The organism is Pseudomonas sp. MF6767 (assembly GCF_016405475.1).
GTDB classification, from domain to species: Bacteria; Pseudomonadota; Gammaproteobacteria; order Pseudomonadales; family Pseudomonadaceae; genus Aquipseudomonas; species Aquipseudomonas paracarnis.
In genome coordinates, this window is the sequence record NZ_JAEKCY010000010.1 from 193,896 (window position 1) to 216,579 (window position 22,684).

The following is a 22,684-nucleotide window of genomic DNA, read 5'->3' on the forward strand; positions in this document are numbered from 1 at the left end:
ACAGAAGTGACATGTTGGGGTGGTATTGTTGCGCCAGATTATGGAGGACTGAACATGACATTGACGGTCGACACCCTGCTCGAATTGGCCATGGCCAACCCTATCAATGCGCAACTCACCGCGCGCTTGCCGGATCTGGGTGTGCAGCAGTGCATGCTCACGGCGGGCTGTTTGTTCCAGGCGGTGTGGAACCATCAGGCGAATCTGCCGGCGGCTCAGGGCGTGAAGGATTACGACGTTTTTTACTTTGACGAGGACCTGTCCTACGAGGCGGAAGACGCGGTAATTCGTGCGGCGCAGGGGCTGTTCCAAGACCTGGGGGTGAATGTGGAGGTCAGGAATCAGGCGCGGGTGCACCTTTGGTATGGTCAGCGGTTTGGCCGACCTTACCCGCAGTTGCATTCGGCTCGGCAGGGGGTTGACCGTTACCTGGTGGCGGGTACGTGCATTGCGCTGGATATCGCTTGCGGTGAGGTGTATGCGCCTTATGGATTGGAGGATGTGGAGCAAGGGGTGTTGCGTATCAACCCTTTGCATCCGGAGCCGGAGCTGTTTTTGCACAAGGCCCGGAGTTATCAGGCGCGTTGGCCATGGCTCAAGATAGTCGAGCCGGGCTGAGCCCCAATGCTGTAGGAGCGAGCTTGCTCGCGAAAATCGTTAACGATAACGCGTGCCTTCAGATTAAACGCGGCGCCTGTGAGTTTTTCGCGAGCAAGCTCGCTCCTACAGTAACGTGCCGAGTAGGCCGCAACTTATCACTACCAGCCATGGCGGCAGTTTCCACACCATCAGCGCGACCAGTGCTAGTAGCGCCAACGCCACGTCATACCCGTTGAAAATCGCGCTGGTCCACACCGGCTGGTACAGCGCCGCCAACAACAGGCCAACCACCGCCGCGTTCACCCCGACGAGCGCGGCCTGGGTGCGCGGGCTGCTGCGCAGGTTGGCCCAGAAGGGCAAGGCGCCGAAGATCAGCAGGAACGACGGGGCGAAGATCGCCAGCAGCGCGATCACTCCGCCAAGCCAACCGCTCGGGGCGTGGGTCATGGAGGCGCCGAGGAAGGCGGCGAAGGTGAACAGCGGGCCGGGCACGGCCTGGGTGGCGCCGTAACCGGCGAGGAAGACGTCATTGCTTACCCATTGTCTGGGCACCACTTCGGCTTGCAGCAACGGCAGCACCACGTGGCCGCCGCCGAATACCAGCGCACCGGTGCGGTAGAAGGCGTCCACCAGCGCCAGTGTGGGGTTGAGCGCCCATGTGGCGAGGAGTGGCAAACCCACCAGCAACAACAAAAACAGCATCAACCACAGGGCTCCGGCGCGGCGGCTGATGGCGATGGGCAGGGCGTCGGGCTCGGCACTGCTCTCGGGCTTGAACAACAGCAGGCCAGCCACGCCTGCGACCACCATGACCCCGACCTGAGCCCAGGCGGAGGGTTGCACCACCACCACGCAGGCGGCGATCAACATCAACGCCACCCGTAAAACGCCTCGGCACAGGTTGCGCGCCATGCCCCACACGGCCTGGGCCACCACGGCTACGGCGACCACCTTAAGGCCGTGCAGCGCGCCAGGGGGCAGGGCGCTGCCGTAGTGGGCCAGCCCCAGGGCAAACAGGATCAGGGCGATGGCCGACGGCAAGGTGAACCCGGCCCAGGCTGCCGCCGCGCCCCGGTAACCTGCGCGGGACAGGCCCAACGCGATACCGACCTGGCTGCTGGCCGGGCCTGGGAGGAACTGGCACAGCGCGACCAGTTCGGCATAGCTGCGCTCGCTGAGCCAGCGGCGGCGGGTGACGAACTCTTGGCGAAAATAACCCAGGTGCGCAATCGGCCCGCCGAAGGAGGTAAGGCCCAGGCGCAGGAAGATCAGGAACACTGACCAGGGGCGGCTGCGGTGATCGGCAAGCTGGGGCAAGGGGATGTCTCGGGCAACGGTGCTGGATGTTGCCGACCATAACCAATTTTCATGACGCGTAGAAGCGCGGGTATTTTGCCGCCCCCATTGAATTTATCCGCGGTTGTTCGAGTCACTTAAAAGCAGTGTACTGTTTTCCATCCACTGGACCTCAAGGACCGACCATGATCTTTTTCATCTTCCTGCTCGCCTGCGGCGCCGCCGCCAGCACTGGCGTGATCTTCAAACCCGGCGCCTGGTACGAATCCCTGGTCAAGCCCAGCTTCACCCCGCCTAATTGGCTGTTCCCGGTGGCATGGACGATCATCTACCTGCTGTTGGCCTGGGCCGGTTATCGCTTGACCCTGATCCCCGGCAGCGAAATGGTGTTGGCCCTGTGGGCGGCGCAGATTGCGTTGAATACCCTGTGGACGCCGGTGTTCTTTGGTGCCCATCGTTTGTTCGCCGGGATGGTGATTATCGTGCTCTTGTGGCTCACCGTGGCAGCGATGGTGGTGCTGGCCGTTCGCCTGGATTTGATCACCGGCCTGATCCTGTTCCCGTACCTGGCGTGGCTGTGCGTGGCCGCGGCGTTGAACTTCTCGATCCTGCGTAATAATCGCTGATGGCCTACCAGCATTGGCCCGCCAGCGAGCCCGAACTGGCCCAGATGCGCCGCTTCAATCGCAAACTGGCGTGGATGCCGCGCTTCAAGGTCCGCAACCGCGTGATGCCGCGCCTGATCCAGGCGCTGCTGCGTGCCAGCCAGACCTTCAAGAAGGCGCCCCTGGCGGAACGCAAAATGCTCGGGGCGATCCCCTTGCGCATCCTGCGGCCCGCTGGCCCGCCCAGAGGCGTGGTGCTGGATATCCATGGCGGTGGCTGGGTGATCGGTAATGCGCAAATGGATGACGACCTTAACCTTGGCATGGTCAACGCGTGCGATGTGGCGGTGGTGTCGGTGGATTATCGGCTGGCGGTGGATACGCCGATCGAAGGGCTGCTGGATGACTGCCTGACGGCTGCGCGCTGGCTTTTGGCGGACTGCCCGGAGTTTGCCGGCCTGCCGGTGTTTTTTGTCGGTGAGTCGGCCGGCGGGCACCTGGCGGCGGCCACTTTGTTGGCGCTCAGGCAATGGCCCGAGTTGCTCCAGCGGGTAAGCGGCGCGGTGTTGTATTACGGCGTCTACGATTTGACCGGCACCCCCAGCGTGCGCACGGCCGGGCCGGACACCTTGTTGCTGGACGGGCCGGGCATGGTTCAGGCGCTGCGCCTGCTGACGCCGGGGATCAGCGACGAGACGCGCCGACAGCCACCGTTGTCGCCCTTGTATGGGGACTTTGAGGGGCTGCCGCCAGCGTTGATGTTCGTGGGCGAACTGGACCCGCTCAAGGATGACACCCTGCTGATTGCCGAGCGATGGCCAACGGCGGATGCTCATTTGCTGCCGGAAGCGGCCCATGGGTTTATTCACTTTCCGGTGGCGATGGCCGATCGCGTGTTGGCTTACGCTCGCCAGTGGATAACGGGCCGGATCCTTGGCGATGAGCGTTAGTATCGAGGCGGTGCAGGCCGCTGACATTCCCGAGGTGCTGAGCTTTGCTTTGCAGGCGCGTGATGAACTGTTTCCCACGCTCAGTGCCACCGGTGTCCCCCACGATCTGGCGCAGTTTGAAGCCATCTACCTTGAGGGCGGCGGGCGGTTTTTGATTGCTCGTGCCGAAGGCCGGATCGTTGCCTCGGTGGCTTATCGGCCCTACGACGGCCGCTTCCCGCAGTTGAACTACCACGGGCGAAAGACGGTGGAAGTGGTGCGCCTGTATGTGCTCCCGGCTGTGCGACGCTTGGGCCTGGCGGGCCGGTTATACCGCTCGCTGCAAGCGCTGGCGCGGGCCGATGGCGTAGAGGTGATGTACCTGCACACCCATCCGTTTCTGCCCGGTGCGATTGATTTCTGGCAGCGGCAGGGGTTCGAGGTGGTGGATGTCGAGGCCGACCCGATCTGGCAAACCACCCATATGCACCAACTTCTGTAGGAGCGAGCTTGCTCGCGAAAAACGTCAACGATAACGCGTGTTTTCTGGATGAACGCGGCGCCTGGAAGTTTTTCGCGAGCAAGCTCGCTCCTACAGGTTCAGTTGGAGCGCAGGCGCAGGATTTGCGCGCCGTCGAACGGGTCCGTCAGGTAATGCCCCTGCACCCCGAAGGTCTCCTGCAAGCGCTGTGGCGTCAGCACCTCCAGCGGCGCGCCCAGCGCCACCAGTTGCCCGCGATCCAGCACGGCCAGGCGATCACAGGTCAACGCCTGATTCAGATCATGCAGCGCAATCAAGGTGGTCACGGGCAAGCCTTGCACGCCTTTGAGGATCGCCAGTTGATGCTGGATATCCAGGTGATTGGTCGGCTCATCCAGCAACAAAATCTGTGGGCGTTGCGCCAGGGCGCGGGCGATGTGCACGCGCTGGCGTTCGCCACCCGAGAGGCTGCGCCAGGCGCGTTGGCTCAGGTGGGTGGCGTCTACGTCATGTAGGGCCTGGTGCACGATGGCGTCGTCCTCGCGTGACCACGGGCTCAATGCAGACAGCCACGGCGTGCGACCCAGGGCCACGGCGTCGAACACGCGGATGGCGTCGTCGGTGTCGGCCTGTTGCTCCACAACTGCCAATTGCTGCGCGATGGTGCGGCGCGACAACTCACCGAGCCGCTTGCCACCCAGGCGAACTTCGCCGCTGGCCGGCACACGCAAGCCGGCCAGCAATTTGAGCAGGGTGGATTTGCCTGAACCATTGGGCCCGACGATGCCAAGGGTTTCACCCAACTGCACGTCCAGGTCAATGTCACGCAGCAACTGCGCGTCACGCACTTTGAAGCCCAGGCCGCGGCAACTGAGTACGCTCATCGGGCATTCCTCCGCCCAATCAGGATCAGCGCAAACACTGGCGCGCCCACCAATGCCGTGACCACACCCACCGGAATCACCTGGCCCTTGATCAAGGTGCGCGACAGCACGTCCGCAGCGATCAAAAACAGCGCGCCCCCCAAGGCGCTGGCCGGCAGCAAACGCGAATGCCCGGTGCCAAGCAACAGGCGCACCGCATGGGGAATCACCAACCCGACAAATCCGATGGAGCCGACGATAGACACCATCACCGCCGTCACCAGCGCGGCGCAGGCCACCAGCACAAATTGCACGCGGTGCACCGGGATGCCGAGGGAGGCTGCCGAGTCGCTGCCGAAGGTGAACGCATCCAGTGCACGCCGGTGCCACAGGCACACCGCGAGCCCCACGACCGCCACCGGCACCGCCAACCACACCGAAGGCCAGCGCACGCCGCTGAGGTTGCCCAGCAGCCAGAACATAATGCCGCGGGCTTGTTCGGAGCTGGCCGACTTGGTGATCAGGAACGCGGTCAGGGCATTGAACAACTGCGAGCCGGCGATACCTGCGAGGATGATCTGCCCGGTACCGCTGGACGATCCGCTGGCCCGCGCCAGCAGCGTCACCAGCGCAAAGGCCGCCATCGCCCCCACAAACGCGCCCGCCGACAACGACACCAGGCCACCGCCCACGCCAATCAAGGCCACGAGCACCGCGCCGGTTGACGCGCCGGCGCTGATGCCCAGCAGGTACGGGTCGGCCAGCGGGTTACGCAGCAGCGATTGCAGGATCACCCCGCACGTTGCCAACCCTGCGCCGCAAGCTGCGGCCACCAAGGCACGGGTGAGGCGGTAGTTCCACACCACGCCTTCGTCGATGGGGTCCAGTGCATAGCTGGCGCCCCAGAGTTTATTGGCGAGCACCTGCAGCACCACCTGCGGTTCTATGGCGGTTTCACCGATGGCGACGCCAGCGAGCAGGGCGAGCAGCAGCAACGCCAGGGCGAGTAGGGTGCGCATCATTGGCCCAGGTGGTAGCCGTCAATGGCGGCCGCCAGTTGTTCAAGGCCCTCGAAGGTGCGCAGGCTCGCCTGCAAGGCCAGAGCGTCGAGGATGATGATGCGGTTGTTCTTCACCGCGTCCATGTTGCGGGTCACGGGGTCGCTGCGCAGGAAGGCGAGTTTCTTTTCATGGTCGTCGGCCGGGTAGCGACGGCGATCCATGCGTGCGATCACCAGGAAGGTGGGATTGGCCTTGGCGATGGTTTCCCAGCCGACGGCAGGCCACTCCTCATCGGACTGCACCACGTTACGCAAGCCAAGGGTTTGCAGCATGAATTGCGGCACGCCTTTGTGGCCGGCTACGTAAGGGTCGCTGGCCATTTCGGCGCTGGAAAACCACACCAGTGCGCTGGCTTGCTGCAAGCCCTTGCCCTGGGCCGTGGCGACGGACTTGGCCAGGCGCGCCTTGAGTTCGTCGGTCAGTTGTTGGCCGCGATCCTGCACGTCGAAAATCTGCGCCAGTTGCTGGAGGCTCTGGTAGATCGTCTCGATGCGAAAGGGCTCCAATCGCGTGCCGTCGGCGCCGACCAGGTTGTCCTTGCCTTCGCAATCGGACGGCAACAGGTAGGTGGGGATCTTCAGTTCATGAAACTGCTCACGGGTACCGACCACGCCTTGGGGGCCCACCACCCATTCCAGCTCGGCGGCCACCAGTTGCGGGCGCTTGGCGAGTACGGCTTCGAAGCTGGGCTCGTTGTTGGCCAGGCGCTCGATGCGGTCGTCCTGGGCCTTGTACTGCGCTGCCACGTTGTTGAACCACAGCGAAGTGCCGACCACCTTGTCGCCCACGCCCAGGGCATACAGCATCTCGGTGGCGGCCTGGCCGATGGTAACGCTGCGGGCGGGGGCGTGCTGGAAGGTCAGGGTGCTGCCGCAGTTTTGCAGGGTCAGCGGGTACTGAGTGGGCGCGGCTTGCGCCAGGGCACACATACCCAAGCCTGCGATCAGGGCGGTAACGCGTGGCAGCATGAGGCGATCTCCTTGTGAACCGTAGGTGCAGCAGGGGAGGTACGGCTCGGAAATACGCCCATGGAGGCTGCTGATGCGCAGGGCCAGGATGTCCTTCCCGGACACCCCGCCGGTTAGTGAGTTAGCTGGGCCGGCAGGTCTCCTGACTGATGCGTCGTCGCCATGCCCCGCCTTCCCGGACGTGGTCCAGTGGCATTCAAGGGCAGGCTCGGCATCTACAGTTGCGGGGGCAGTTTCGGTTCACGTCGCGTGCGGCGTTTCGAATTCCCTGTTAGTCCCATACGGGAACCGGCGGCGGTATGGTAAGCGATCACCCCCTGTAGGAGCGAGCTTGCTCGCGAAGGTCGCTAACGATAACGCGGGGAGCCTGATGCGCCGCGGCGTTCTCAGGTGCTTCGCGAGCAAGCTCGCTCCTACAAAAGAAGCGTCAGAGCCGAATATCCTGGGGGCCGCGGATCAGCGCTTCGATCCGGGTGCCTGTGGCGCGCTCTTCGTTGCTGAAGCCGTCGTAGTCGGCCAGGTTGGCGAAGCGGATGCCGGTCAGTTGTTCGATCGCAATCACACTGCGCTGGTAGGTTCGAAGCGGGCCGAATACCAGGTCGAGTTGGCCCAGCTCGCGGCTCTGGTCAATCATGTAGGCGCTGGCGGACGGCTTGCCCTCGTCGCTGAGGTAGGCCACTACTTTCCAGAACGCCTTGGGGATTTTTACGCCACGGTACAGTCGGTCGTCATCGGCGAACACTGGTCCGGTAAATACCGTGGCGCGAGCTTTCCAGCGCTGGGTGTTGTCGAGAATGTAGTCTTCGAGCTCCAGCCAGGTCTTCTGGTTGAAGCCGCTCATCTGTGGCGAGCAGTTGGTGAAGTGAAAGGTGTCGAAGTTGGCGGTGTTGGCCTCATCGCCCCAGTTGGGGTCCTGGCGCCGCACCAGGTGGCCACGGTCCAGGCCATTGCCGGCATAAAGGTCTTCACCTACCTGCGCCTCCAGGGGCAGGCGACCATCGTAGGCCCAGGTGTCGTTGCTGCGCGTGATGTCCACATGCTTGGCGCCATCGATATTCACCCCCACGTACAGCGCCAGTCGTCGAGCGTGCGACATGGTGATGGAGAAATGCGTGTAGTCCAGGCGCTTGGGTTGCACATCGCCCGCCAGTGGCTGGTCAACCGTGGGCCATGGCACCACGAAGTCGCTGAGGAAGTCGTCGGCATAGCCAGCGCGGTTTTTGAGGTCCTTGGCCGCGGTGACGCGCGGCGTCGCGGCTCTGGCTTCCAGCAGGGTGGGGCTGGCCGCGACCAATGGGCGCAGGTCGGCAAGCCTTGGGCGGTGGGAAAGGTCGATGTTGGCTGCGCGGGCGGGCATGGGCATGTTCCTTATGGGCCTGGGATAAACACCACTGAAACACAAAACCATGACAATTTGGCCCAGGTGGCTAACTCAGGACTATCCTGAAAACCGTTACCCGGACGTTCATCACACGCCAAAAAGGAGCCAGCTCATGTGTGTTCGCCAACCGCGCAACCCGATTTTTTGCCTGATCCCGCCGTACATGCTCGACCAGATCGCCCGCCACGGCGACAAAGCCCAACGGGAAGTCGCATTACGCACGCGTGCCAAGGACAGCACGTTCCGCTCGTTGCGCATGGTCGCGGTACCCGCCAAGGGCCCGGCCCGCATGGCACTGGCCGTGGGCGCCGAGAAGCAACGCTCGATCTACAGCGCCGAAAACACCGACAGCCTGCCCGGCAAGCTGATTCGCGGTGAAGGGCAGCCCGCCAGTGGCGATGCCGCAGTAGACGAAGCCTATGACGGCCTGGGCGCAACCTTCGATTTTTTTGACCAGGTATTCGATCGCAATTCCATCGACGATGCGGGCATGGCGCTGGACGCCACGGTGCACTTCGGCCAGGACTACAACAATGCCTTCTGGAACTCAACCCAGATGGTGTTCGGCGATGGCGACCAGCAGTTGTTCAACCGCTTTACCGTGGCACTCGACGTCATTGGCCATGAGTTGGCCCATGGCGTGACCGAGGATGAAGCCAAGCTGATGTATTTCAATCAATCCGGTGCGCTGAACGAGTCGTTGTCGGATGTGTTTGGCTCGTTGATCAAGCAGTACGCGCTGAAGCAAACGGCCGAGGACGCCGACTGGTTGATCGGCAAGGGGCTGTTTACCAAAAAGATCAAGGGCACGGCGCTGCGCTCGATGAAGGCGCCAGGCACTGCGTTTGATGACAAGCTGCTGGGCAAAGACCCACAGCCTGGGCACATGGATGATTTTGTGCAAACTTACGAGGACAATGGCGGGGTGCATATCAATTCCGGCATTCCCAACCACGCGTTCTATCAGGTGGCCACCCGGATTGGCGGGTTCGCCTGGGAGCGTGCCGGGCGTATCTGGTATGACGCACTGCGCGATTCGCGGCTGCGGCCCAATTCCGGGTTTTTGCGTTTTGCGCGCATTACCCACGATATTGCCGGTCAGCTTTATGGTGTGAACAAAGCTGAGCACAAGGCAGTCAAGGAAGGCTGGAAAGCGGTAGGTATAAACGTTTGACGAAGCCGCCTGCGCGGCGAGGAACAGCCATGCGAATTTCAATCAAGGAAAGCGGCGGACCGGCGTTTTTTCCGGGGTTGGCCAAGCCGCGCACGGTAGAGTTGGACGCGTTGCCCGAGCCCGACCAGCAGGAGTTGCGGCAACTGATTGAAGCGTGCGATTTTTTCCAGTTGCCGCAAAGCACCGATCCCGAGCCTGGCAACCCAGGCCGAGTGCATTACACCCTGACAGTAGCGGAGGGCGAGCGCGAGCACACAGTCTGTGTACTCGCGCCGGTGAATCCCCCGGCACTGGACGGGTTGGTTCAGTGCGTGCGACGGCATATTAATTGTTGAAGCGCCAATGCTGGCAGGCTACTTACGATCCAGCCATACCGTCTGCGCATTGCAGAACTCGCGTACGCCGAAGTGCGACAGCTCGCGGCCGAACCCGCTTTTCTTCACGCCGCCAAATGCCACCCGCGGGTCCGACACGCTGAACGCGTTGACAAAGACCCCGCCGGTTTCCAACTGATCGGCAATCGCCCGCGCCTTTGCGGAATCGGCCGTGAAGATGCTCGCGGTCAGGCCAAACTCGCTGTCATTGGCCAGCGCCACGGCGTGCTCGGCGTCGCGGGCGGTGATGATCGATGCCACGGGGCCGAACAGTTCCTGTTTGAACGACGTCATGTGGTCGGTGACGTCGGCCAGGATGGTCGGTTCATAGTAATTGCCCGCGCCCGCGACTTTATGGCCACCCAGCAGCAGCGTGGCGCCTTCTTCCAGGGTCGCCTGGACCTGGCCGTGCAGTTCGTCACGCAGATCAAAGCGCGCCATGGGGCCGATATAGGTGGCGTCCGCGGTGGGCTCGCCCATCACCAGGGCGCGGCTGGCTTCAAGGAATTTGGCGGTGAAGGCTTCAACCACGCCCGCTTCGATGATCAAGCGCTTGGCGGCGGCGCAGACCTGGCCGCTGTTCTGGAAGCGGCCGATGACCGCGGCTTGCACGGCGGCGTCGAGGTCGGCGTCGTTGAGCACGATAAAGGGGTCGGAGCCACCCAGTTCCAGCACGCATTTCTTCAATGCGGCCCCGGCCTGTGAGCCGATGGCGATGCCGGCGCGCACGCTGCCGGTGAGGGTCACAGCGGCGATGCGTGGGTCGGCGATGGCAGCGGACACGCCCTCCTGGGTGACGTTGATCACTTCGAACACGCCTTCAGCGAAACCGGCTTTACGCAGCGCTTGCTGGATCAGATAGGCGCTGCCCATCACGTTTGGCGCGTGTTTGAGCACATAGGTGTTGCCGGCGAGCAGGGTCGGCACCGCGCCGCGCAGCACTTGCCACACCGGGAAATTCCACGGCATTACCGCGAGGATCGGGCCCAGTGGGCGGTATTCGATCCGGGCGCTGCCGTTGTCCACCAGGGTGGGCTCCGGGGCGAGCATGGCCGGCCCGTGGGCGGCGTACCATTCGCTCAGTTGCGCGCATTTTTCGATTTCGGCGCGGGCCTGGGCGATGGGTTTGCCCATTTCCAGGGTGATCATTTGCGCCATCTCTTCAGCTTGCTCACGCAGGGCGGCAGCCAGGGCCAGCAGGTATTCGGCGCGCTGGCTCACAGGCGTGCGGCGCCAGGTGCGGAAGGCAGTGGTCGAGCGGGCGAGGGCGGCGTTCAGTTGTTCTGCGCTTTCGTAGGGGTAGCTGCCGACTGTTTCGCCGTTGGCGGGGTTGATCGACAGGGCGTGGGTCTGGTGGGAGATAACATTGTTCATGGCACCGTCCGGCTGAATGAGTGGAATGGGACCAGAGTACGGGGCTGTATGTTTTCTGGAAACTGAATAATACTAAGTAATATGTTCTCAATTCGAGAATGTTAGATCGTCCCCACGCTCTGCGTGGGAATGCATTCCATAACGCTCCGCGTCGCGCCAACGATCGGACGCGGAGCGTCCGAGGCAGCGTTCCCACGCAGAGCGTGGGAACGATCATGTGCATGATTGGAGAATGATTTGGATCTGGTGCAGCTGGAAATCTTCAAGGCCGTTGCCGAGCAAGGCAGCATCAGCGCTGCCGCCCAGTTGATTCATCGGGTGCCGTCGAACCTCACCACGCGCATCAAGCAACTGGAGCAGGATTTGGGCGTGGAGTTATTCATCCGAGAGAAGAGTCGCTTGCGTTTGTCTCCGGCGGGGTGGAATTTCCTCGGCTACACGCGGCGTATTCTCGACCTGGTACAGGAAGCCCGCGCCACGGTGGCGGGGGAGGAGCCCCAGGGCGCCTTTGCCCTGGGCTCGCTGGAGAGCACGGCGGCGGTGCGTATCCCGGCATTATTGGCGGCGTATAACCAGCAATACACCAAGGTCGAGCTGGACCTGAGCACTGGCCCCTCGGGCACCATGATCGAAGGCGTGCTGTCGGGTCGGTTGACGGCGGCCTTTGTCGACGGGCCGGTGCTGCATTCCACGCTGGAGGGTGTGGCGGTGTTCGAGGAAGAGATGGTGGTGATTGCGCCGCTGCATCACGCGCCGATCACCCGCGGCCAGGATGTGAATGGCGAGAACATCTATACGTTTCGTTCCAACTGTTCGTACCGGCATCACTTCGAACGCTGGTTCTCACAGGATGGCGCGGTGCCCGGCAGGATCTTCGAGATCGAGTCGTACCATGGCATGTTGGCCTGTGTCAGCGCCGGGGCCGGGCTGGCGCTGATGCCGCGCAGTATGCTGGAGAGTATGCCGGGGTGTGCGGCGGTGAGCGTGTGGCCGCTGCCCGACACGTTCCGTATCTTGAATACCTGGCTGATCTGGCGGCGGGGCACGGTGTCGCAGAGTTTGAACAGCTTTGTAAAACTGCTGGAAGAACGCGGGTTTTGTAGGAGCGAGCTTGCTCGCGAAGACCGTTAACGATAACGCGGGCATTCTGGATGAACGCGGTGTCTTTGGGTTTTTCGCGAGCAAGCTCGCTCCTACAGGAGAGCGGGTCAGCCACCAAATTGCAGGGTGCCCATGGCTAGTTTGGCCATGATTGCCGTGGCGCCCAGTTGTACCAGCCATAACGCCAACCCACCGAGGAATACTCCCAGCGCTACCTGCAGCACCAAGCTCTTCTGCCGCTTGGCTTGCGGTGCGCGTGGGGCGTAGTCGTGCAGTTCGTCGCGGTCGGCGCGCAGATCCAGGTCGTCGTTTCTCATAAAGCTCTCACAGCAAGGGGCAGTCGGTGTTCAGTCTAGTGCGTTCGCCAATAAAAAGGGGGAAGCCATTGGCTTCCCCCTTCGTATAACGTGTGTCCGCTTACAGCACTTGGACAATCGCCTTGGTCACTGCACCAATGTTCGACTGGTTCAGCGCCGCCACGCAGATGCGACCGGTATCCAGCGCATAGATCCCGAATTCGGTGCGCAGGCGGGTGACTTGCTCAACGGTCAGGCCGGAGTAGGAGAACATCCCACGCTGGCGGCCGACGAAGCTGAAGTCATGGCCTGGAGCAGCCTTGGCCAGTTCGGCCACCATCTGCTCGCGCATGCCACGGATGCGCAGGCGCATCTCGGCCAGTTCGGCTTCCCACTGGGCGCGCAGTTCCGGGTTGTTGAGTACGGCGGCGACGATGGCTGCGCCGTGGGTGGGCGGGTTGGAGTAGTTGGTGCGGATCACACGCTTGACCTGGGACAGGATGCGCGCGCTTTCTTCCTTGGACTCGCTGACGATCGACAGCGCGCCTACCCGTTCGCCATACAGCGAGAACGACTTGGAGAACGAGCTGGATACAAAGAAGGTCAGGCCCGACTCTGCGAACAGGCGCACCGCGGCGGCGTCTTCGTGGATGCCATCGCCGAAGCCCTGGTAGGCCATGTCGAGGAACGGCACCAGGTTCTTGGCCTTGACCACGTCCAGCACGTTTTGCCAGTCGGCCGGGCTGAGGTCGACGCCGGTCGGGTTATGGCAGCAAGCGTGCAGCACCACGATGGACTGTGGCGGCAGGGCGTTGAGGTCTTCGATCAGGCCGGCACGGTTCACGTCGTGTGTGGCGGCGTCGTAGTAGCGGTAGGTCTGCACCGGGAAACCGGCTTTTTCAAACAGCGCCTGGTGGTTTTCCCAGCTTGGGTCGCTGATGGCGACGACGGCGTTGGGCAGCAGTTGCTTGAGGAAGTCGGCGCCGATTTTCAGCGCGCCAGTGCCGCCCACGGCCTGTGCGGTAATCACACGGCCTGCGCTCAACAGTGGCGACTCAGCGCCAAACAGCAGCTTTTGCACGGCCTGGTCGTAGGCCACGATGCCGTCGATTGGCAAGTAGCCTCGAGCGGCATGTTGCGCCACACGAATGGCTTCCGCTTCGGCAACGGCACGCAAGAGTGGAATCTTCCCCTCCTCGTTGCAGTAAACGCCCACGCCAAGGTTCACCTTGGTGGTTCGTGTGTCGGCGTTGAATGCTTCGTTGAGGCCCAGGATTGGATCGCGTGGTGCCATTTCGACAGCGGAGAACAGGCTCATTTTTGCGGCAGCTCTATGGGGGGTAGGAGGGACGTGTCGCGCTCCAGCCGAATGCACTAGAGCGGTGCACAAACGGGGAGCTAGTATAGAGGCCATCACGGCTGAGAGCGACAACGGAAACGGCTTTTCGGCCAAGTTTTTCGGTTTATTTGCTGACCGTTAGTCTTATTGCAACATTGACGATAAAGGTCGTGTAGGAAGACGGCCTTGAAACCCGTCACATTCGACACCACTTCTACAGCTATCATGGTTTTTTCCTGCAACCTGCGATGACTAATCGCGGGTTGCTGAGCTATTTCGTCCCTGGCGGTGTCGAGTCTGGGGTGACTTCACGAGGTACGTTATGTCGGATTTCCAGCTCGTTACCCGTTTTGAACCCGCCGGCGATCAACCGGAAGCCATTCGTCAGATGGTCGAAGGCATCGAGGCCGGCCTGGCGCACCAGACGCTGCTTGGGGTGACCGGTTCTGGCAAGACCTTCAGCATCGCCAATGTGATCGCCCAGACCAACCGCCCGACCCTGGTGCTGGCGCCAAACAAAACCCTGGCGGCGCAGCTCTACGGCGAGTTCAAGGCGTTCTTCCCCAACAACGCGGTGGAGTACTTCGTTTCCTACTACGACTACTACCAGCCCGAAGCCTATGTGCCATCCTCCGATACCTTCATCGAGAAGGATGCGTCGATCAACGACCACATCGAGCAGATGCGGCTGTCGGCCACCAAGGCACTGCTGGAGCGCAAAGACGCGATCATCGTCACCACGGTGTCGTGCATCTACGGCTTGGGCAGCCCGGAAACCTATTTGAAGATGGTGCTGCACGTCGACCGTGGCGACAAACTCGACCAGCGCGAACTGTTGCGCCGCCTGGCGAGCCTGCAGTACACCCGCAACGACATGGACTTCGCCCGCGCCACCTTCCGGGTGCGCGGCGATGTGATCGACATCTACCCGGCCGAATCCGACCTGGAAGCGATCCGCATCGAGCTGTTCGATGATGAAGTTGAAAGCCTGTCGGCCTTCGACCCGTTGACCGGCGAGGTGATCCGCAAGCTGCCGCGCTTTACCTTCTACCCGAAAAGCCACTACGTGACCCCACGCGAAACCTTGATGGGCGCCATCGAGGGCATCAAGGTCGAGCTGGCCGAGCGCCTGGAATACCTGCGTTCCAACAATAAGCTGGTGGAAGCCCAGCGCCTGGAGCAGCGCACTCGCTTCGACCTGGAGATGATCCTGGAGCTGGGCTACTGCAACGGCATCGAAAACTACTCGCGTTACCTGTCGGGCCGTGACTCCGGGGCGCCGCCACCGACGCTCTATGACTACCTGCCGCCGGACGCCTTGCTGGTGATCGACGAATCCCACGTCAGCGTGCCGCAGGTGGGGGCCATGTATAAGGGTGACCGCTCACGTAAGGAAACCCTGGTGGAGTACGGCTTCCGCCTGCCGTCGGCGCTGGACAACCGGCCAATGCGCTTTGACGAGTGGGAAGCCATCAGCCCGCAGACCATCTTCGTCTCCGCTACGCCCGGCAACTATGAAGCCGAGCACGCGGGCCGCGTCATCGAGCAACTGGTACGTCCCACTGGCCTGGTGGACCCGGAAATCGAAATTCGCCCGGCGCTGACCCAGGTCGACGACTTGCTCTCTGAAATCAACAAGCGCGTGGCCCTGGAAGAGCGGGTGCTGGTCACCACCCTGACCAAGCGCATGTCCGAAGACTTGACTGATTACCTGGCCGACCACGGCGTGCGCGTGCGTTACCTGCACTCGGACATCGACACCGTGGAACGCGTGGAAATCATCCGCGACCTGCGCCTGGGCACTTTCGATGTGCTGGTGGGGATCAACCTGCTGCGTGAAGGCCTGGACATGCCGGAAGTGTCGCTGGTGGCGATCCTGGATGCGGACAAGGAGGGCTTCCTGCGCTCCGAACGCTCGCTGATCCAGACCATCGGCCGAGCGGCGCGTAACCTCAATGGACGGGCGATCCTGTATGCGGACCGCATCACCGGTTCCATGGAGCGTGCGATTGGCGAGACCCAGCGTCGTCGCGACAAGCAGATCGCGTTCAACCTGGAACACGGCATTACCCCCAAAGGTGTGTTCAAGGACGTTGCCGACATCATGGAAGGCGCCACCGTGCCCGGCTCGCGCAGCAAGAAGCGCAAGGGCATGGCCAAGGCCGCCGAGGAGAGCGCCAAGTACGAAAACGAACTGCGCTCACCGAGTGAGATCACCAAGCGGATTCGGCAGTTGGAAGAGAAGATGTACCAGTTGGCGCGGGATCTGGAGTTTGAGGCGGCGGCGCAGACGCGGGATGAGATTGGCAAGTTGCGTGAGCGCCTGCTGGCTGTTTGATTTGCGTTGATTGGGCTGGCCCCATCGCGTGTAAGCCCGGCTCCCACATTGATCTGTGAATGCGGTCAAAATGTGGGAGCTGGCTTGCCTGCGATGGCCGCGCCTCGGTTTTCCAGATATCCCCCAGGCTGTTACCATTCGCCCCTTGTTTCAATTTTCAGTTTTATCGCCCATTCGAGACCTGCCATGACCACCGTCCGCACGCGCATTGCGCCATCGCCTACTGGGGATCCCCACGTCGGTACTGCTTACATCGCCCTGTTCAACTACTGCTTTGCCAAGCAGCATGGTGGTGAATTCATCCTGCGGATCGAAGATACCGATCAACTGCGTTCCACCCGTGAGTCGGAACAGCAGATTTTCGATGCCTTGCGCTGGTTGGGCATTACCTGGGCTGAAGGCCCGGATGTCGGCGGCCCGCATGGCCCGTATCGCCAGAGCGAGCGCAGCGACATCTACAAGCAATACACCCAGCAACTGGTTGACATGGGCCATGCCTTCCCGTGCTTCTGCACCGCCGAAGAACTGGACCAGATGCGCGCCGAGCAGCAGGCCCGTGGCGAGACCCCGCGTTACGATGGTCGTGCGTTGCTGTTGTCCAAGGAAGAAGTGGCTGCGCGCCTGGCCGCCGGTGAGCCTCACGTCATTCGTATGAAAGTGCCAAGCGAAGGCGTTTGCGTGGTGCCGGACATGCTGCGCGGTGACGTCGAGATCCCGTGGGACCGCATGGATATGCAGGTGCTGATGAAGACCGACGGCTTGCCGACGTACTTCCTGGCGAACGTGGTCGATGACCACCTGATGGGCATCACCCATGTGCTGCGCGGCGAAGAGTGGCTGCCATCGGCGCCGAAACTGATCCTGCTGTACGAATACTTCGGCTGGGAGCAACCGCAGCTGTGCTACATGCCGCTGCTGCGTAACCCGGACAAGAGCAAGCTGTCCAAGCGCAAGAACCCCACGTCGGTGACCTTCTACGAGCGCATGGGCTTCATGCCCGAGGCGATGCTCAACTACCTGGGCCGCATGGGCTGGTCGATGCCGGACGAGCGCGAGAAGTTCTCGTTGCAGGAAATGGTCGACAACTTCGACCTGTCCCGCGTCTCCCTCGGCGGCCCGATCTTCGATATCGAGAAGCTTTCGTGGCTCAACGGCCAGTGGCTGCGTGACCTGCCGGTGCAAGAGTTCGCCAGCCGTGTGCAGCAGTGGGCGTTGAACCCCGAGTACATGATGAAGATAGCGCCACTGGTGCAGGGCAGGGTAGAGACGTTCAGCCAGGTCGCGCCCTTGGCCAGTTTCTTCTTTGCTGGCGGCGTGAATCCCGATCCCAAGCTGTTCGAGTCCAAGAAGCTTTCCGGTGACCAGGTTCGCCAGCTGATGCAGTTGATCCTGTGGAAGCTTGAAAGCCTGCGTCAGTGGGAGAAGGATGCGATCACCGCGACCATCCAGGCGGTGGTGGAATCCCTTGAGCTGAAACTGCGCGATGCCATGCCGCTGATGTTTGCCGCCATCACCGGGCAGGCCAGTTCGGTGTCTGTGCTCGATGCGATGGAAATTCTCGGCCCGGACCTGACCCGTTTCCGTCTGCGCCAAGCCCTTGATTTGCTTGGTGGTGTGTCGAAGAAAGAAAACAAGGAATGGGAAAAGCTGCTGGGCGCTATCGCCTAAGCAGGCCGCTTAGGGCACGAAACCCCGGTTTTCCGGGGTTTCGTCGGTAAGTGATTGTTATCCCGGCAAAAAATTTTGGAAATTGTTGAAAATAAATTTGACACGTTTCCAAACCGCCATTAAGATTCGCCCCGTCCTCACCGATGAGGGGCTATAGCTCAGCTGGGAGAGCGCTTGCATGGCATGCAAGAGGTCAACGGTTCGATCCCGTTTAGCTCCACCAATTTACAGGTTCAAGGTTCCGGCCACACCGTCCTTGAATTGATCAGGTCTCAGCTCTGATCAGATGTACAGAAGGTTTTGTCCCCTTCGTCTAGTGGCCTAGGACACCGCCCTTTCACGGCGGTAACAGGGGTTCGAGTCCCCTAGGGGACGCCAGTTTCAACAAGCAGCTCGAAAGGTCTGCTGCGTCGCGAGACGAAAAATCCGGGGCTATAGCTCAGCTGGGAGAGCGCTTGCATGGCATGCAAGAGGTCAACGGTTCGATCCCGTTTAGCTCCACCAATTTTACAGGTTCAAGGTTCCGGCCACACCGTCCTTGGATCGATCAGTTCTCAGCGCTGATCTGTTGTATAGAAGGTTTGTGTCCCCTTCGTCTAGTGGCCTAGGACACCGCCCTTTCACGGCGGTAACAGGGGTTCGAGTCCCCTAGGGGACGCCACGATTACCCGCTCTGCGGGATTTTTAAGGGTCATTCAATTATTGAATGGCCCTTTTGTTTGTCTGGCGTTTGGCCAATTCCCTCCTTTATCACCCATTTTCTGTTCTGACCGGCGGTCGTGCTTATCGCTTGCCAAATATTATTATGGTAATAATATTCAACCCATGAAAGACGGAGGCTTCGATGAGCGATAAAAAAGCGCAAACCCGCGAACGTATTTTGCAGGCTGCCAGCGCGGCATTGATCCAGCGTGGCCCGGCTGAGCCCAGTGTGGGCGAAGTAATGGGGGCGGCGGGGCTGACAGTCGGCGGCTTCTACGCGCACTTTGAAAGCAAGGACGCGCTGATGCTGGAAGCGTTCAGCCAGTTGCTGGCGCAGCGTCGCGCCTCCATCGATGACTTGGACGAACAACTGACCGGCGAAGAGCGCCGCACGTTGGTCGCAGCGTTTTATCTGTCGCGCAAGCACCGCGACTCCACGACCCAGGCCTGCCCGTTGCCCGCGACGGTGGGGGAGATGGGGCGCTTGCCGGACGCTTTTCGCGAGGTTTTGAACGAGCACGTCGAGTTGATGGCCGCGCAATTGGCCGGCAGCCCCGAAGATATCGACAAGGCCCTGGCGGACATGGCCTTGATGGTAGGGGGGCTGACCCTGGCGCGGGCACTCGGACCCGGCGAGTTATCAGATCGGGTGATACGTGCGGCCAAGTCGGCGGTACGCTGAAAAAGGGGATGCAAGATGGGCGCATTGACCTGGGTTCGTGGTTTCAATGGCACGGTGGGGCGCCTTGCGCCGCATGCGGTCGCCAGCAAGATGCGTCGCACCTTCATGACCCCGCGCGATCTGCCGCCGCGTGACTGGGAGTTGCCGCTGTTGGCCCATTCGGAGCGCATCACTCTGCGTTTCGGCCTGTCGGCATTGCGTTGGGGGCATGGCCCGGCGGTGCTGCTGATGCATGGCTGGGAAGGCCGCCCGACTCAATTCGCCAGCTTGATCACGGCGTTGGTCGACAACGGCTATTCGGTGATAGCCCTGGACGGTCCCGCTCACGGCCGTTCGCCAGGGCGTGAAGCTCATGTACTGCTGTTTGCCCGCGCCATGCTTGAGGCGGCGGCCGAGCTGCCGCCGCTGTATGCGGTGGTCGGCCATTCCATGGGCGGCGCCAGTGCGATGTTGGCGGTGCAGTTGGGGTTGCGTACGCAGGCATTGGTCAGCATTGCCGCACCGTCGCGCTTTCTGGATGTGCTACGCGGGTTCACCCGCATGGTCGGCTTGCCGCCCCGGGCGCGCTCAGCCTTTATCCAAGAGGTGGAGTTGAGCATGGGCATGCCGCTCAAGCATCTGGACGTGGCCCACTACCAGTTGAACATTCCCGGCCTGATCGTGCACGCCGAAGACGACACCTTCGTTCCGGTCAGGGCGGCTCAAGCCATTCACGAAGCCTGGTTCGACAGCCGCCTGCTGCGCCTGGAGCAGGGTGGCCACCAGAAAGTGCTCGCCGACCCGCAGGTCATCGACGCTGTACTTGCCCTATTGGCCGGCTGCCGTCTACAGGAGCGCCAAAGCGCCTGATACACTGCCCCGCCGACATCAATCGACTGGAGCAAGGCATGGGCTGGGATTTGGCAACGCCGTTCATCATCGATCTGCAGGTTGCGGCTGAGGACATCGACGGCCTGGGGCACGCCAATAATGCGGTGTACGTCTCATGGCTGGAGCGTTGCGCCTGGCGCCATTCCCAGCGCCTGGGGCTGGACCTCACCGAATACCGACGCCTCGACCGCGCCATGGCCGTGGTGCGCCATGAGATCGACTACTTGGTGGCAGGCTATGAGGGCGATGAGTTACAACTGGCCACCTGGATCGTCGATTGGGACCAGCGCCTGAAAATGACCCGTCGTTTCCAGCTTGTGCGCCCCCGTGACGGCGCGACCCTGCTGCGTGCGCAAACAACCTTCGTATGTATTGAGTTGTCCAGCGGCAAGCCCAAGCGTATGCCCGCCGAGTTTATTGAAGGTTACGGCCCCGCCCTGACAGGGGGTTAACGGTTGCCGCAGGAAACCCAGTAAACTGCGCCACGATTTTTGTTGAGTGTTTTCCATGCAAATTGCTTTGGCGCCCATGGAGGGGTTGGTCGACAACATCCTGCGGGACGTGTTGACCCACGTGGGCGGTATCGACTGGTGCGTGACCGAGTTCATCCGGGTCAACGACCGCCTGCTCACACCTGCCTATTTCCACAAGCTCGCCCCGGAACTGCTGCACGGTGCGCACACCGCTGCGGGCGTGCCGTTGCGTGTGCAATTGCTGGGCTCCGACCCGGTTTGCCTGGCGGAGAACGCCGCCTTGGCCTGCGAGCTGGGTTCGCAAGTCATCGACCTGAACTTCGGCTGCCCAGCCAAGACCGTCAACAAGTCCCGCGGCGGTGCGGTGCTGCTCAAGGAGCCGGAGCTGCTCAACCAGATCGTCGAACATGTGCGCCGTGCTGTACCTGCCCATATCCCGGTGACCGCCAAGATGCGTTTGGGCTTCGACAGCCCGGATGGCGCGTTGGTGTGTGCAACGGCCCTGGCAGAAGGTGGTGCGGCGCATATCGTGGTACATGCGCGTACCAAAACCGATGGCTATAAGCCCCCCGCCCATTGGGAGTGGATCCCGCGTGTGCAAGACGTGGTGAAGGTGCCAGTGTTTGCCAATGGTGATATATGGAGTGTTGAAGATTGGCGGCGGTGCCGGGAAATCAGCGGCGTAGAAGACATCATGTTGGGACGCGGCTTGGTCGCGCGGCCTGACCTGGCCCGGCAAATCGCTGCTGCGCGCGCTGGCGAAGAAGTAGTGGAGATGACCTGGGCGCAGATGCAACCCATGCTCCACGAGTTCTGGCGTCAATCGGTAGCCCAGTTGACTGAAAAGCAGGCGCCGGGCCGTTTGAAGCAATGGCTGGCGATGTTGACGCGTAATTACCCGGAGGCGGTCGAACTGTTTACGGCCCTGCGTCGTGAAACCGCATTGGAACAGGTTAGCCGCTTGCTTGGCATGCCTCACCCACAACCGGCAACGTTATGAGTTGTAACGCTTCAATGTCCGTTGATGGTGGGTGCAACATTATTTGAGTCGGCGTCCTGTTTCAAAAAATGCCCCATATTGAGAGATATGGGGCATTTTTTTGTTTGTTGGGATTATCTATGGCTGAACTTGACGCCCTTTATAGAGCGCTCGCAGTTTGTTCTCACATAGGTTGAATGTTGCTCGGTAATAAACAGGCACGTTATAGGTTTTTTAAATTCAAAAGTTTCTCTGTGTAAGTTTATTTATAAATATATGTCTTCGGTGCGTGGTTCTGGTTGTGTCTTATATGTTCGCGCGAAATATCAAAGTGGGCGGTTACGCGGCGTTTTGAATTGTATCGACAAGTTGCGTTTCAGGTGAGTTATTAATCTGTATTTCTGCCACGCACACATTCGGGGGCGGCAAATCGAGGTGTTCTTTAAAAAGCACGAGGCAAAGTCTGAAAATTTGGTTTGGTTTCTTTATATGACGCGCGATTTTAGGAACTGGTCAGCGTTAACTCCCACAAATTAGCAGCTGTCAGGCAGTGTTGTTGCTTGCAGTTCATTAAGGCTATTGCTTCCCTGGCCATTTAACGGAGTCAGGTGGCGCCGATTAAGGAGTTTATGAATGTCTCTATCTGTCAATAATTCGCCCTTTGTCAAAGTTGATACATCACCTCTGAGCGGGCAGTTGCCGACCCCGTTGAAAGTCGACATGCAACCTAAACCTCCGACGAGCCATTTCAACCTCAACCCCGCATCTGCACGCAATGAAAACAGTGAGGTCATGGTGAGTGCGACGGCGCTCACCAGAGTATTTGACATGCTCGAGCAGTTCTTCAAATCCATGCGGGAGATGCTTTTGGGAAAAAGTGTTACGCCTGATCTGGAGGCAAAAGACCAGCCCGTGAAGCCAGCTACAACTGATCAAGCGGAGAAGCTGAATGCAAAAGACCTGCCGGTGAAGCCAGGTACGACTGATCAAGCGATGAAGCCGGATGCAAAAGACCAGCCGGTGAAGCCAGGTACGACTGATCAGTCGGTGAAGCCGAATGCAAAAGACCAGCCGGTGAAGCCAGGTACGACTGATCAGTCGGTGAAGCCGAATGCAAAAGACCAGCCGGT

The 22,684-nt window shown here is 61.1% G+C and carries 22 protein-coding genes, 4 tRNA genes and 1 riboswitch; of the genes, 18 read left to right on the top strand and 8 right to left on the bottom strand.

The features are described 5' to 3' along the window. Window positions 1–54 precede the first annotated feature (54 nt). Window positions 55–618 (top strand): nucleotidyltransferase family protein, encoded by a 564-nt coding sequence (locus JFT58_RS17655; protein ID WP_034126216.1) that lies wholly within the window; start codon window positions 55–57, stop codon window positions 616–618. 105 nt (window positions 619–723) lie between these two features. Here the strand turns inward: JFT58_RS17655 and chrA are convergent, their stop codons facing one another. Next, window positions 724–1,917 (bottom strand): chromate efflux transporter, encoded by a 1,194-nt coding sequence (chrA, locus tag JFT58_RS17660; RefSeq protein ID WP_054898585.1) that lies wholly within the window; start codon window positions 1,915–1,917, stop codon window positions 724–726. Between the two features lie 164 nt (window positions 1,918–2,081). Here chrA and tspO point away from each other — a divergent pair, with 164 nt between their 5' ends. The 3 genes from tspO to JFT58_RS17675 are packed head-to-tail and all read left to right on the top strand — an operon-like array spanning window position 2,082 to window position 3,932. Beyond that, window positions 2,082–2,522, top strand: a complete 441-nt coding sequence (gene tspO, locus JFT58_RS17665) for a tryptophan-rich sensory protein TspO (protein ID WP_054898584.1) — start codon at window positions 2,082–2,084, stop codon at window positions 2,520–2,522. Continuing rightward, a complete protein-coding gene (locus JFT58_RS17670; RefSeq protein ID WP_054898583.1) occupies window positions 2,522–3,451 on the top strand; it encodes an alpha/beta hydrolase fold domain-containing protein in 930 nt (309 codons plus the stop codon). Before tspO ends, JFT58_RS17670 begins: the two co-directional genes overlap by 1 nt. Next, window positions 3,441–3,932 (top strand): GNAT family N-acetyltransferase, encoded by a 492-nt coding sequence (locus JFT58_RS17675; protein ID WP_054898582.1) that lies wholly within the window; start codon window positions 3,441–3,443, stop codon window positions 3,930–3,932. Before JFT58_RS17670 ends, JFT58_RS17675 begins: the two co-directional genes overlap by 11 nt. Before the next feature lie 98 nt (window positions 3,933–4,030). Here the strand turns inward: JFT58_RS17675 and JFT58_RS17680 are convergent, their stop codons facing one another. The 4 genes from JFT58_RS17680 to JFT58_RS17695 all read right to left on the bottom strand — a co-directional run bounded on the left by JFT58_RS17680 (window position 4,031) and on the right by JFT58_RS17695 (window position 8,160). Next, window positions 4,031–4,795, bottom strand: coding sequence for an ABC transporter ATP-binding protein (locus JFT58_RS17680; RefSeq protein ID WP_054898581.1), 765 nt, complete (start codon window positions 4,793–4,795; stop codon window positions 4,031–4,033). Further along, a complete protein-coding gene (locus JFT58_RS17685) occupies window positions 4,792–5,796 on the bottom strand; it encodes a FecCD family ABC transporter permease (protein ID WP_198834422.1) in 1,005 nt (334 codons plus the stop codon). Before JFT58_RS17685 ends, JFT58_RS17680 begins: the two co-directional genes overlap by 4 nt. Beyond that, window positions 5,793–6,803 carry an ABC transporter substrate-binding protein gene (locus JFT58_RS17690; protein WP_054898580.1) on the bottom strand — a complete coding sequence of 337 codons (1,011 nt, stop codon included), beginning with the start codon at window positions 6,801–6,803 and terminating at the stop codon, window positions 5,793–5,795. Before JFT58_RS17690 ends, JFT58_RS17685 begins: the two co-directional genes overlap by 4 nt. Before the next feature lie 115 nt (window positions 6,804–6,918). Beyond that, a riboswitch (cobalamin riboswitch) is annotated at window positions 6,919–7,111 on the bottom strand. 119 nt (window positions 7,112–7,230) lie between these two features. Continuing rightward, window positions 7,231–8,160, bottom strand: coding sequence for a DNA/RNA non-specific endonuclease (locus tag JFT58_RS17695; RefSeq protein WP_054898579.1), 930 nt, complete (start codon window positions 8,158–8,160; stop codon window positions 7,231–7,233). A 136-nt stretch (window positions 8,161–8,296) separates the two neighbouring features. On the opposite strand from JFT58_RS17695, the gene JFT58_RS17700 reads away from it, so the two are divergent. Next, window positions 8,297–9,358 carry a M4 family metallopeptidase gene (locus tag JFT58_RS17700; protein ID WP_054898578.1) on the top strand — a complete coding sequence of 354 codons (1,062 nt, stop codon included), beginning with the start codon at window positions 8,297–8,299 and terminating at the stop codon, window positions 9,356–9,358. 29 nt (window positions 9,359–9,387) lie between these two features. Continuing rightward, complete coding sequence (locus tag JFT58_RS17705) at window positions 9,388–9,693, top strand: protealysin inhibitor emfourin (RefSeq protein WP_034126226.1); 306 nt, start codon at window positions 9,388–9,390, stop codon at window positions 9,691–9,693. A gap of 18 nt (window positions 9,694–9,711) precedes the next feature. On the opposite strand, the gene JFT58_RS17710 is transcribed toward JFT58_RS17705, so the two are convergent. After that, the gene (locus JFT58_RS17710; protein WP_054898577.1) at window positions 9,712–11,106 is read right to left on the bottom strand and encodes an aldehyde dehydrogenase family protein; all 1,395 of its coding nucleotides are present in this window, start codon (window positions 11,104–11,106) and stop codon (window positions 9,712–9,714) included. A gap of 237 nt (window positions 11,107–11,343) precedes the next feature. Between JFT58_RS17710 and ptrR the strand changes: the two genes are divergently transcribed. After that, window positions 11,344–12,237 (top strand): putrescine utilization regulator PtrR, encoded by an 894-nt coding sequence (ptrR, locus tag JFT58_RS17715; protein ID WP_054898576.1) that lies wholly within the window; start codon window positions 11,344–11,346, stop codon window positions 12,235–12,237. Between the two features lie 77 nt (window positions 12,238–12,314). On the opposite strand, the gene JFT58_RS17720 is transcribed toward ptrR, so the two are convergent. After that, window positions 12,315–12,524, bottom strand: a complete 210-nt coding sequence (locus tag JFT58_RS17720) for a hypothetical protein (protein ID WP_005789784.1) — start codon at window positions 12,522–12,524, stop codon at window positions 12,315–12,317. A gap of 100 nt (window positions 12,525–12,624) precedes the next feature. Next, complete coding sequence (locus JFT58_RS17725) at window positions 12,625–13,821, bottom strand: amino acid aminotransferase (protein ID WP_054898575.1); 1,197 nt, start codon at window positions 13,819–13,821, stop codon at window positions 12,625–12,627. 343 nt (window positions 13,822–14,164) lie between these two features. Here JFT58_RS17725 and uvrB point away from each other — a divergent pair, with 343 nt between their 5' ends. The 11 genes from uvrB to JFT58_RS17780 all read left to right on the top strand — a co-directional run. Next, window positions 14,165–16,180, top strand: a complete 2,016-nt coding sequence (gene uvrB, locus JFT58_RS17730; RefSeq protein WP_003192575.1) for an excinuclease ABC subunit UvrB — start codon at window positions 14,165–14,167, stop codon at window positions 16,178–16,180. Between the two features lie 186 nt (window positions 16,181–16,366). Next, complete coding sequence (gene gltX, locus JFT58_RS17735; protein WP_032896132.1) at window positions 16,367–17,848, top strand: glutamate--tRNA ligase; 1,482 nt, start codon at window positions 16,367–16,369, stop codon at window positions 17,846–17,848. Window positions 17,849–17,995: 147 nt separating this feature from the next. Next, a tRNA-Ala gene (locus JFT58_RS17740) sits at window positions 17,996–18,071 on the top strand. A 79-nt stretch (window positions 18,072–18,150) separates the two neighbouring features. Continuing rightward, window positions 18,151–18,226, top strand: a tRNA-Glu gene (locus JFT58_RS17745). A 50-nt stretch (window positions 18,227–18,276) separates the two neighbouring features. Then, window positions 18,277–18,352, top strand: a tRNA-Ala gene (locus JFT58_RS17750). A gap of 81 nt (window positions 18,353–18,433) precedes the next feature. Next, window positions 18,434–18,509 (top strand) — tRNA-Glu (locus JFT58_RS17755). Window positions 18,510–18,692: 183 nt separating this feature from the next. Beyond that, window positions 18,693–19,232 carry a TetR/AcrR family transcriptional regulator gene (locus tag JFT58_RS17760; protein ID WP_054898574.1) on the top strand — a complete coding sequence of 180 codons (540 nt, stop codon included), beginning with the start codon at window positions 18,693–18,695 and terminating at the stop codon, window positions 19,230–19,232. 15 nt (window positions 19,233–19,247) lie between these two features. Beyond that, the gene (locus JFT58_RS17765) at window positions 19,248–20,081 is read left to right on the top strand and encodes an alpha/beta hydrolase (protein ID WP_054898573.1); all 834 of its coding nucleotides are present in this window, start codon (window positions 19,248–19,250) and stop codon (window positions 20,079–20,081) included. Window positions 20,082–20,119: 38 nt separating this feature from the next. Further along, window positions 20,120–20,554, top strand: coding sequence for an acyl-CoA thioesterase (locus tag JFT58_RS17770; RefSeq protein WP_054898572.1), 435 nt, complete (start codon window positions 20,120–20,122; stop codon window positions 20,552–20,554). A gap of 55 nt (window positions 20,555–20,609) precedes the next feature. Beyond that, the gene (locus JFT58_RS17775) at window positions 20,610–21,575 is read left to right on the top strand and encodes a tRNA dihydrouridine synthase (protein ID WP_054898571.1); all 966 of its coding nucleotides are present in this window, start codon (window positions 20,610–20,612) and stop codon (window positions 21,573–21,575) included. Between the two features lie 612 nt (window positions 21,576–22,187). Further along, window positions 22,188–22,684 (top strand): hypothetical protein (locus JFT58_RS17780; protein ID WP_442963550.1); only part of this gene is annotated, 497 nt, incomplete at its 3' end.

Excerpts from the sequence above, each read along its gene's own strand:
- JFT58_RS17655 (WP_034126216.1), top strand. The coding sequence starts at position 55 with ATGACATTGACGGTCGACACCCTGCTCGAATTGGCCATGGCCAACCCT.
- tspO (WP_054898584.1), top strand. The coding sequence starts at position 2,082 with ATGATCTTTTTCATCTTCCTGCTCGCCTGCGGCGCCGCCGCCAGCACT.
- JFT58_RS17670 (WP_054898583.1), top strand. The coding sequence starts at position 2,522 with ATGGCCTACCAGCATTGGCCCGCCAGCGAGCCCGAACTGGCCCAGATG.
- JFT58_RS17675 (WP_054898582.1), top strand. The coding sequence starts at position 3,441 with ATGAGCGTTAGTATCGAGGCGGTGCAGGCCGCTGACATTCCCGAGGTG.
- JFT58_RS17680 (WP_054898581.1), bottom strand. The coding sequence starts at position 4,795 with ATGAGCGTACTCAGTTGCCGCGGCCTGGGCTTCAAAGTGCGTGACGCG.
- JFT58_RS17685 (WP_198834422.1), bottom strand. The coding sequence starts at position 5,796 with ATGATGCGCACCCTACTCGCCCTGGCGTTGCTGCTGCTCGCCCTGCTC.
- JFT58_RS17690 (WP_054898580.1), bottom strand. The coding sequence starts at position 6,803 with ATGCTGCCACGCGTTACCGCCCTGATCGCAGGCTTGGGTATGTGTGCC.
- JFT58_RS17695 (WP_054898579.1), bottom strand. The coding sequence starts at position 8,160 with ATGCCCGCCCGCGCAGCCAACATCGACCTTTCCCACCGCCCAAGGCTT.
- JFT58_RS17700 (WP_054898578.1), top strand. The coding sequence starts at position 8,297 with ATGTGTGTTCGCCAACCGCGCAACCCGATTTTTTGCCTGATCCCGCCG.
- JFT58_RS17705 (WP_034126226.1), top strand. The coding sequence starts at position 9,388 with ATGCGAATTTCAATCAAGGAAAGCGGCGGACCGGCGTTTTTTCCGGGG.
- JFT58_RS17710 (WP_054898577.1), bottom strand. The coding sequence starts at position 11,106 with ATGAACAATGTTATCTCCCACCAGACCCACGCCCTGTCGATCAACCCC.
- JFT58_RS17720 (WP_005789784.1), bottom strand. The coding sequence starts at position 12,524 with ATGAGAAACGACGACCTGGATCTGCGCGCCGACCGCGACGAACTGCAC.
- JFT58_RS17725 (WP_054898575.1), bottom strand. The coding sequence starts at position 13,821 with ATGAGCCTGTTCTCCGCTGTCGAAATGGCACCACGCGATCCAATCCTG.
- uvrB (WP_003192575.1), top strand. The coding sequence starts at position 14,165 with ATGTCGGATTTCCAGCTCGTTACCCGTTTTGAACCCGCCGGCGATCAA.
- gltX (WP_032896132.1), top strand. The coding sequence starts at position 16,367 with ATGACCACCGTCCGCACGCGCATTGCGCCATCGCCTACTGGGGATCCC.
- JFT58_RS17760 (WP_054898574.1), top strand. The coding sequence starts at position 18,693 with ATGAGCGATAAAAAAGCGCAAACCCGCGAACGTATTTTGCAGGCTGCC.
- JFT58_RS17765 (WP_054898573.1), top strand. The coding sequence starts at position 19,248 with ATGGGCGCATTGACCTGGGTTCGTGGTTTCAATGGCACGGTGGGGCGC.
- JFT58_RS17770 (WP_054898572.1), top strand. The coding sequence starts at position 20,120 with ATGGGCTGGGATTTGGCAACGCCGTTCATCATCGATCTGCAGGTTGCG.
- JFT58_RS17775 (WP_054898571.1), top strand. The coding sequence starts at position 20,610 with ATGCAAATTGCTTTGGCGCCCATGGAGGGGTTGGTCGACAACATCCTG.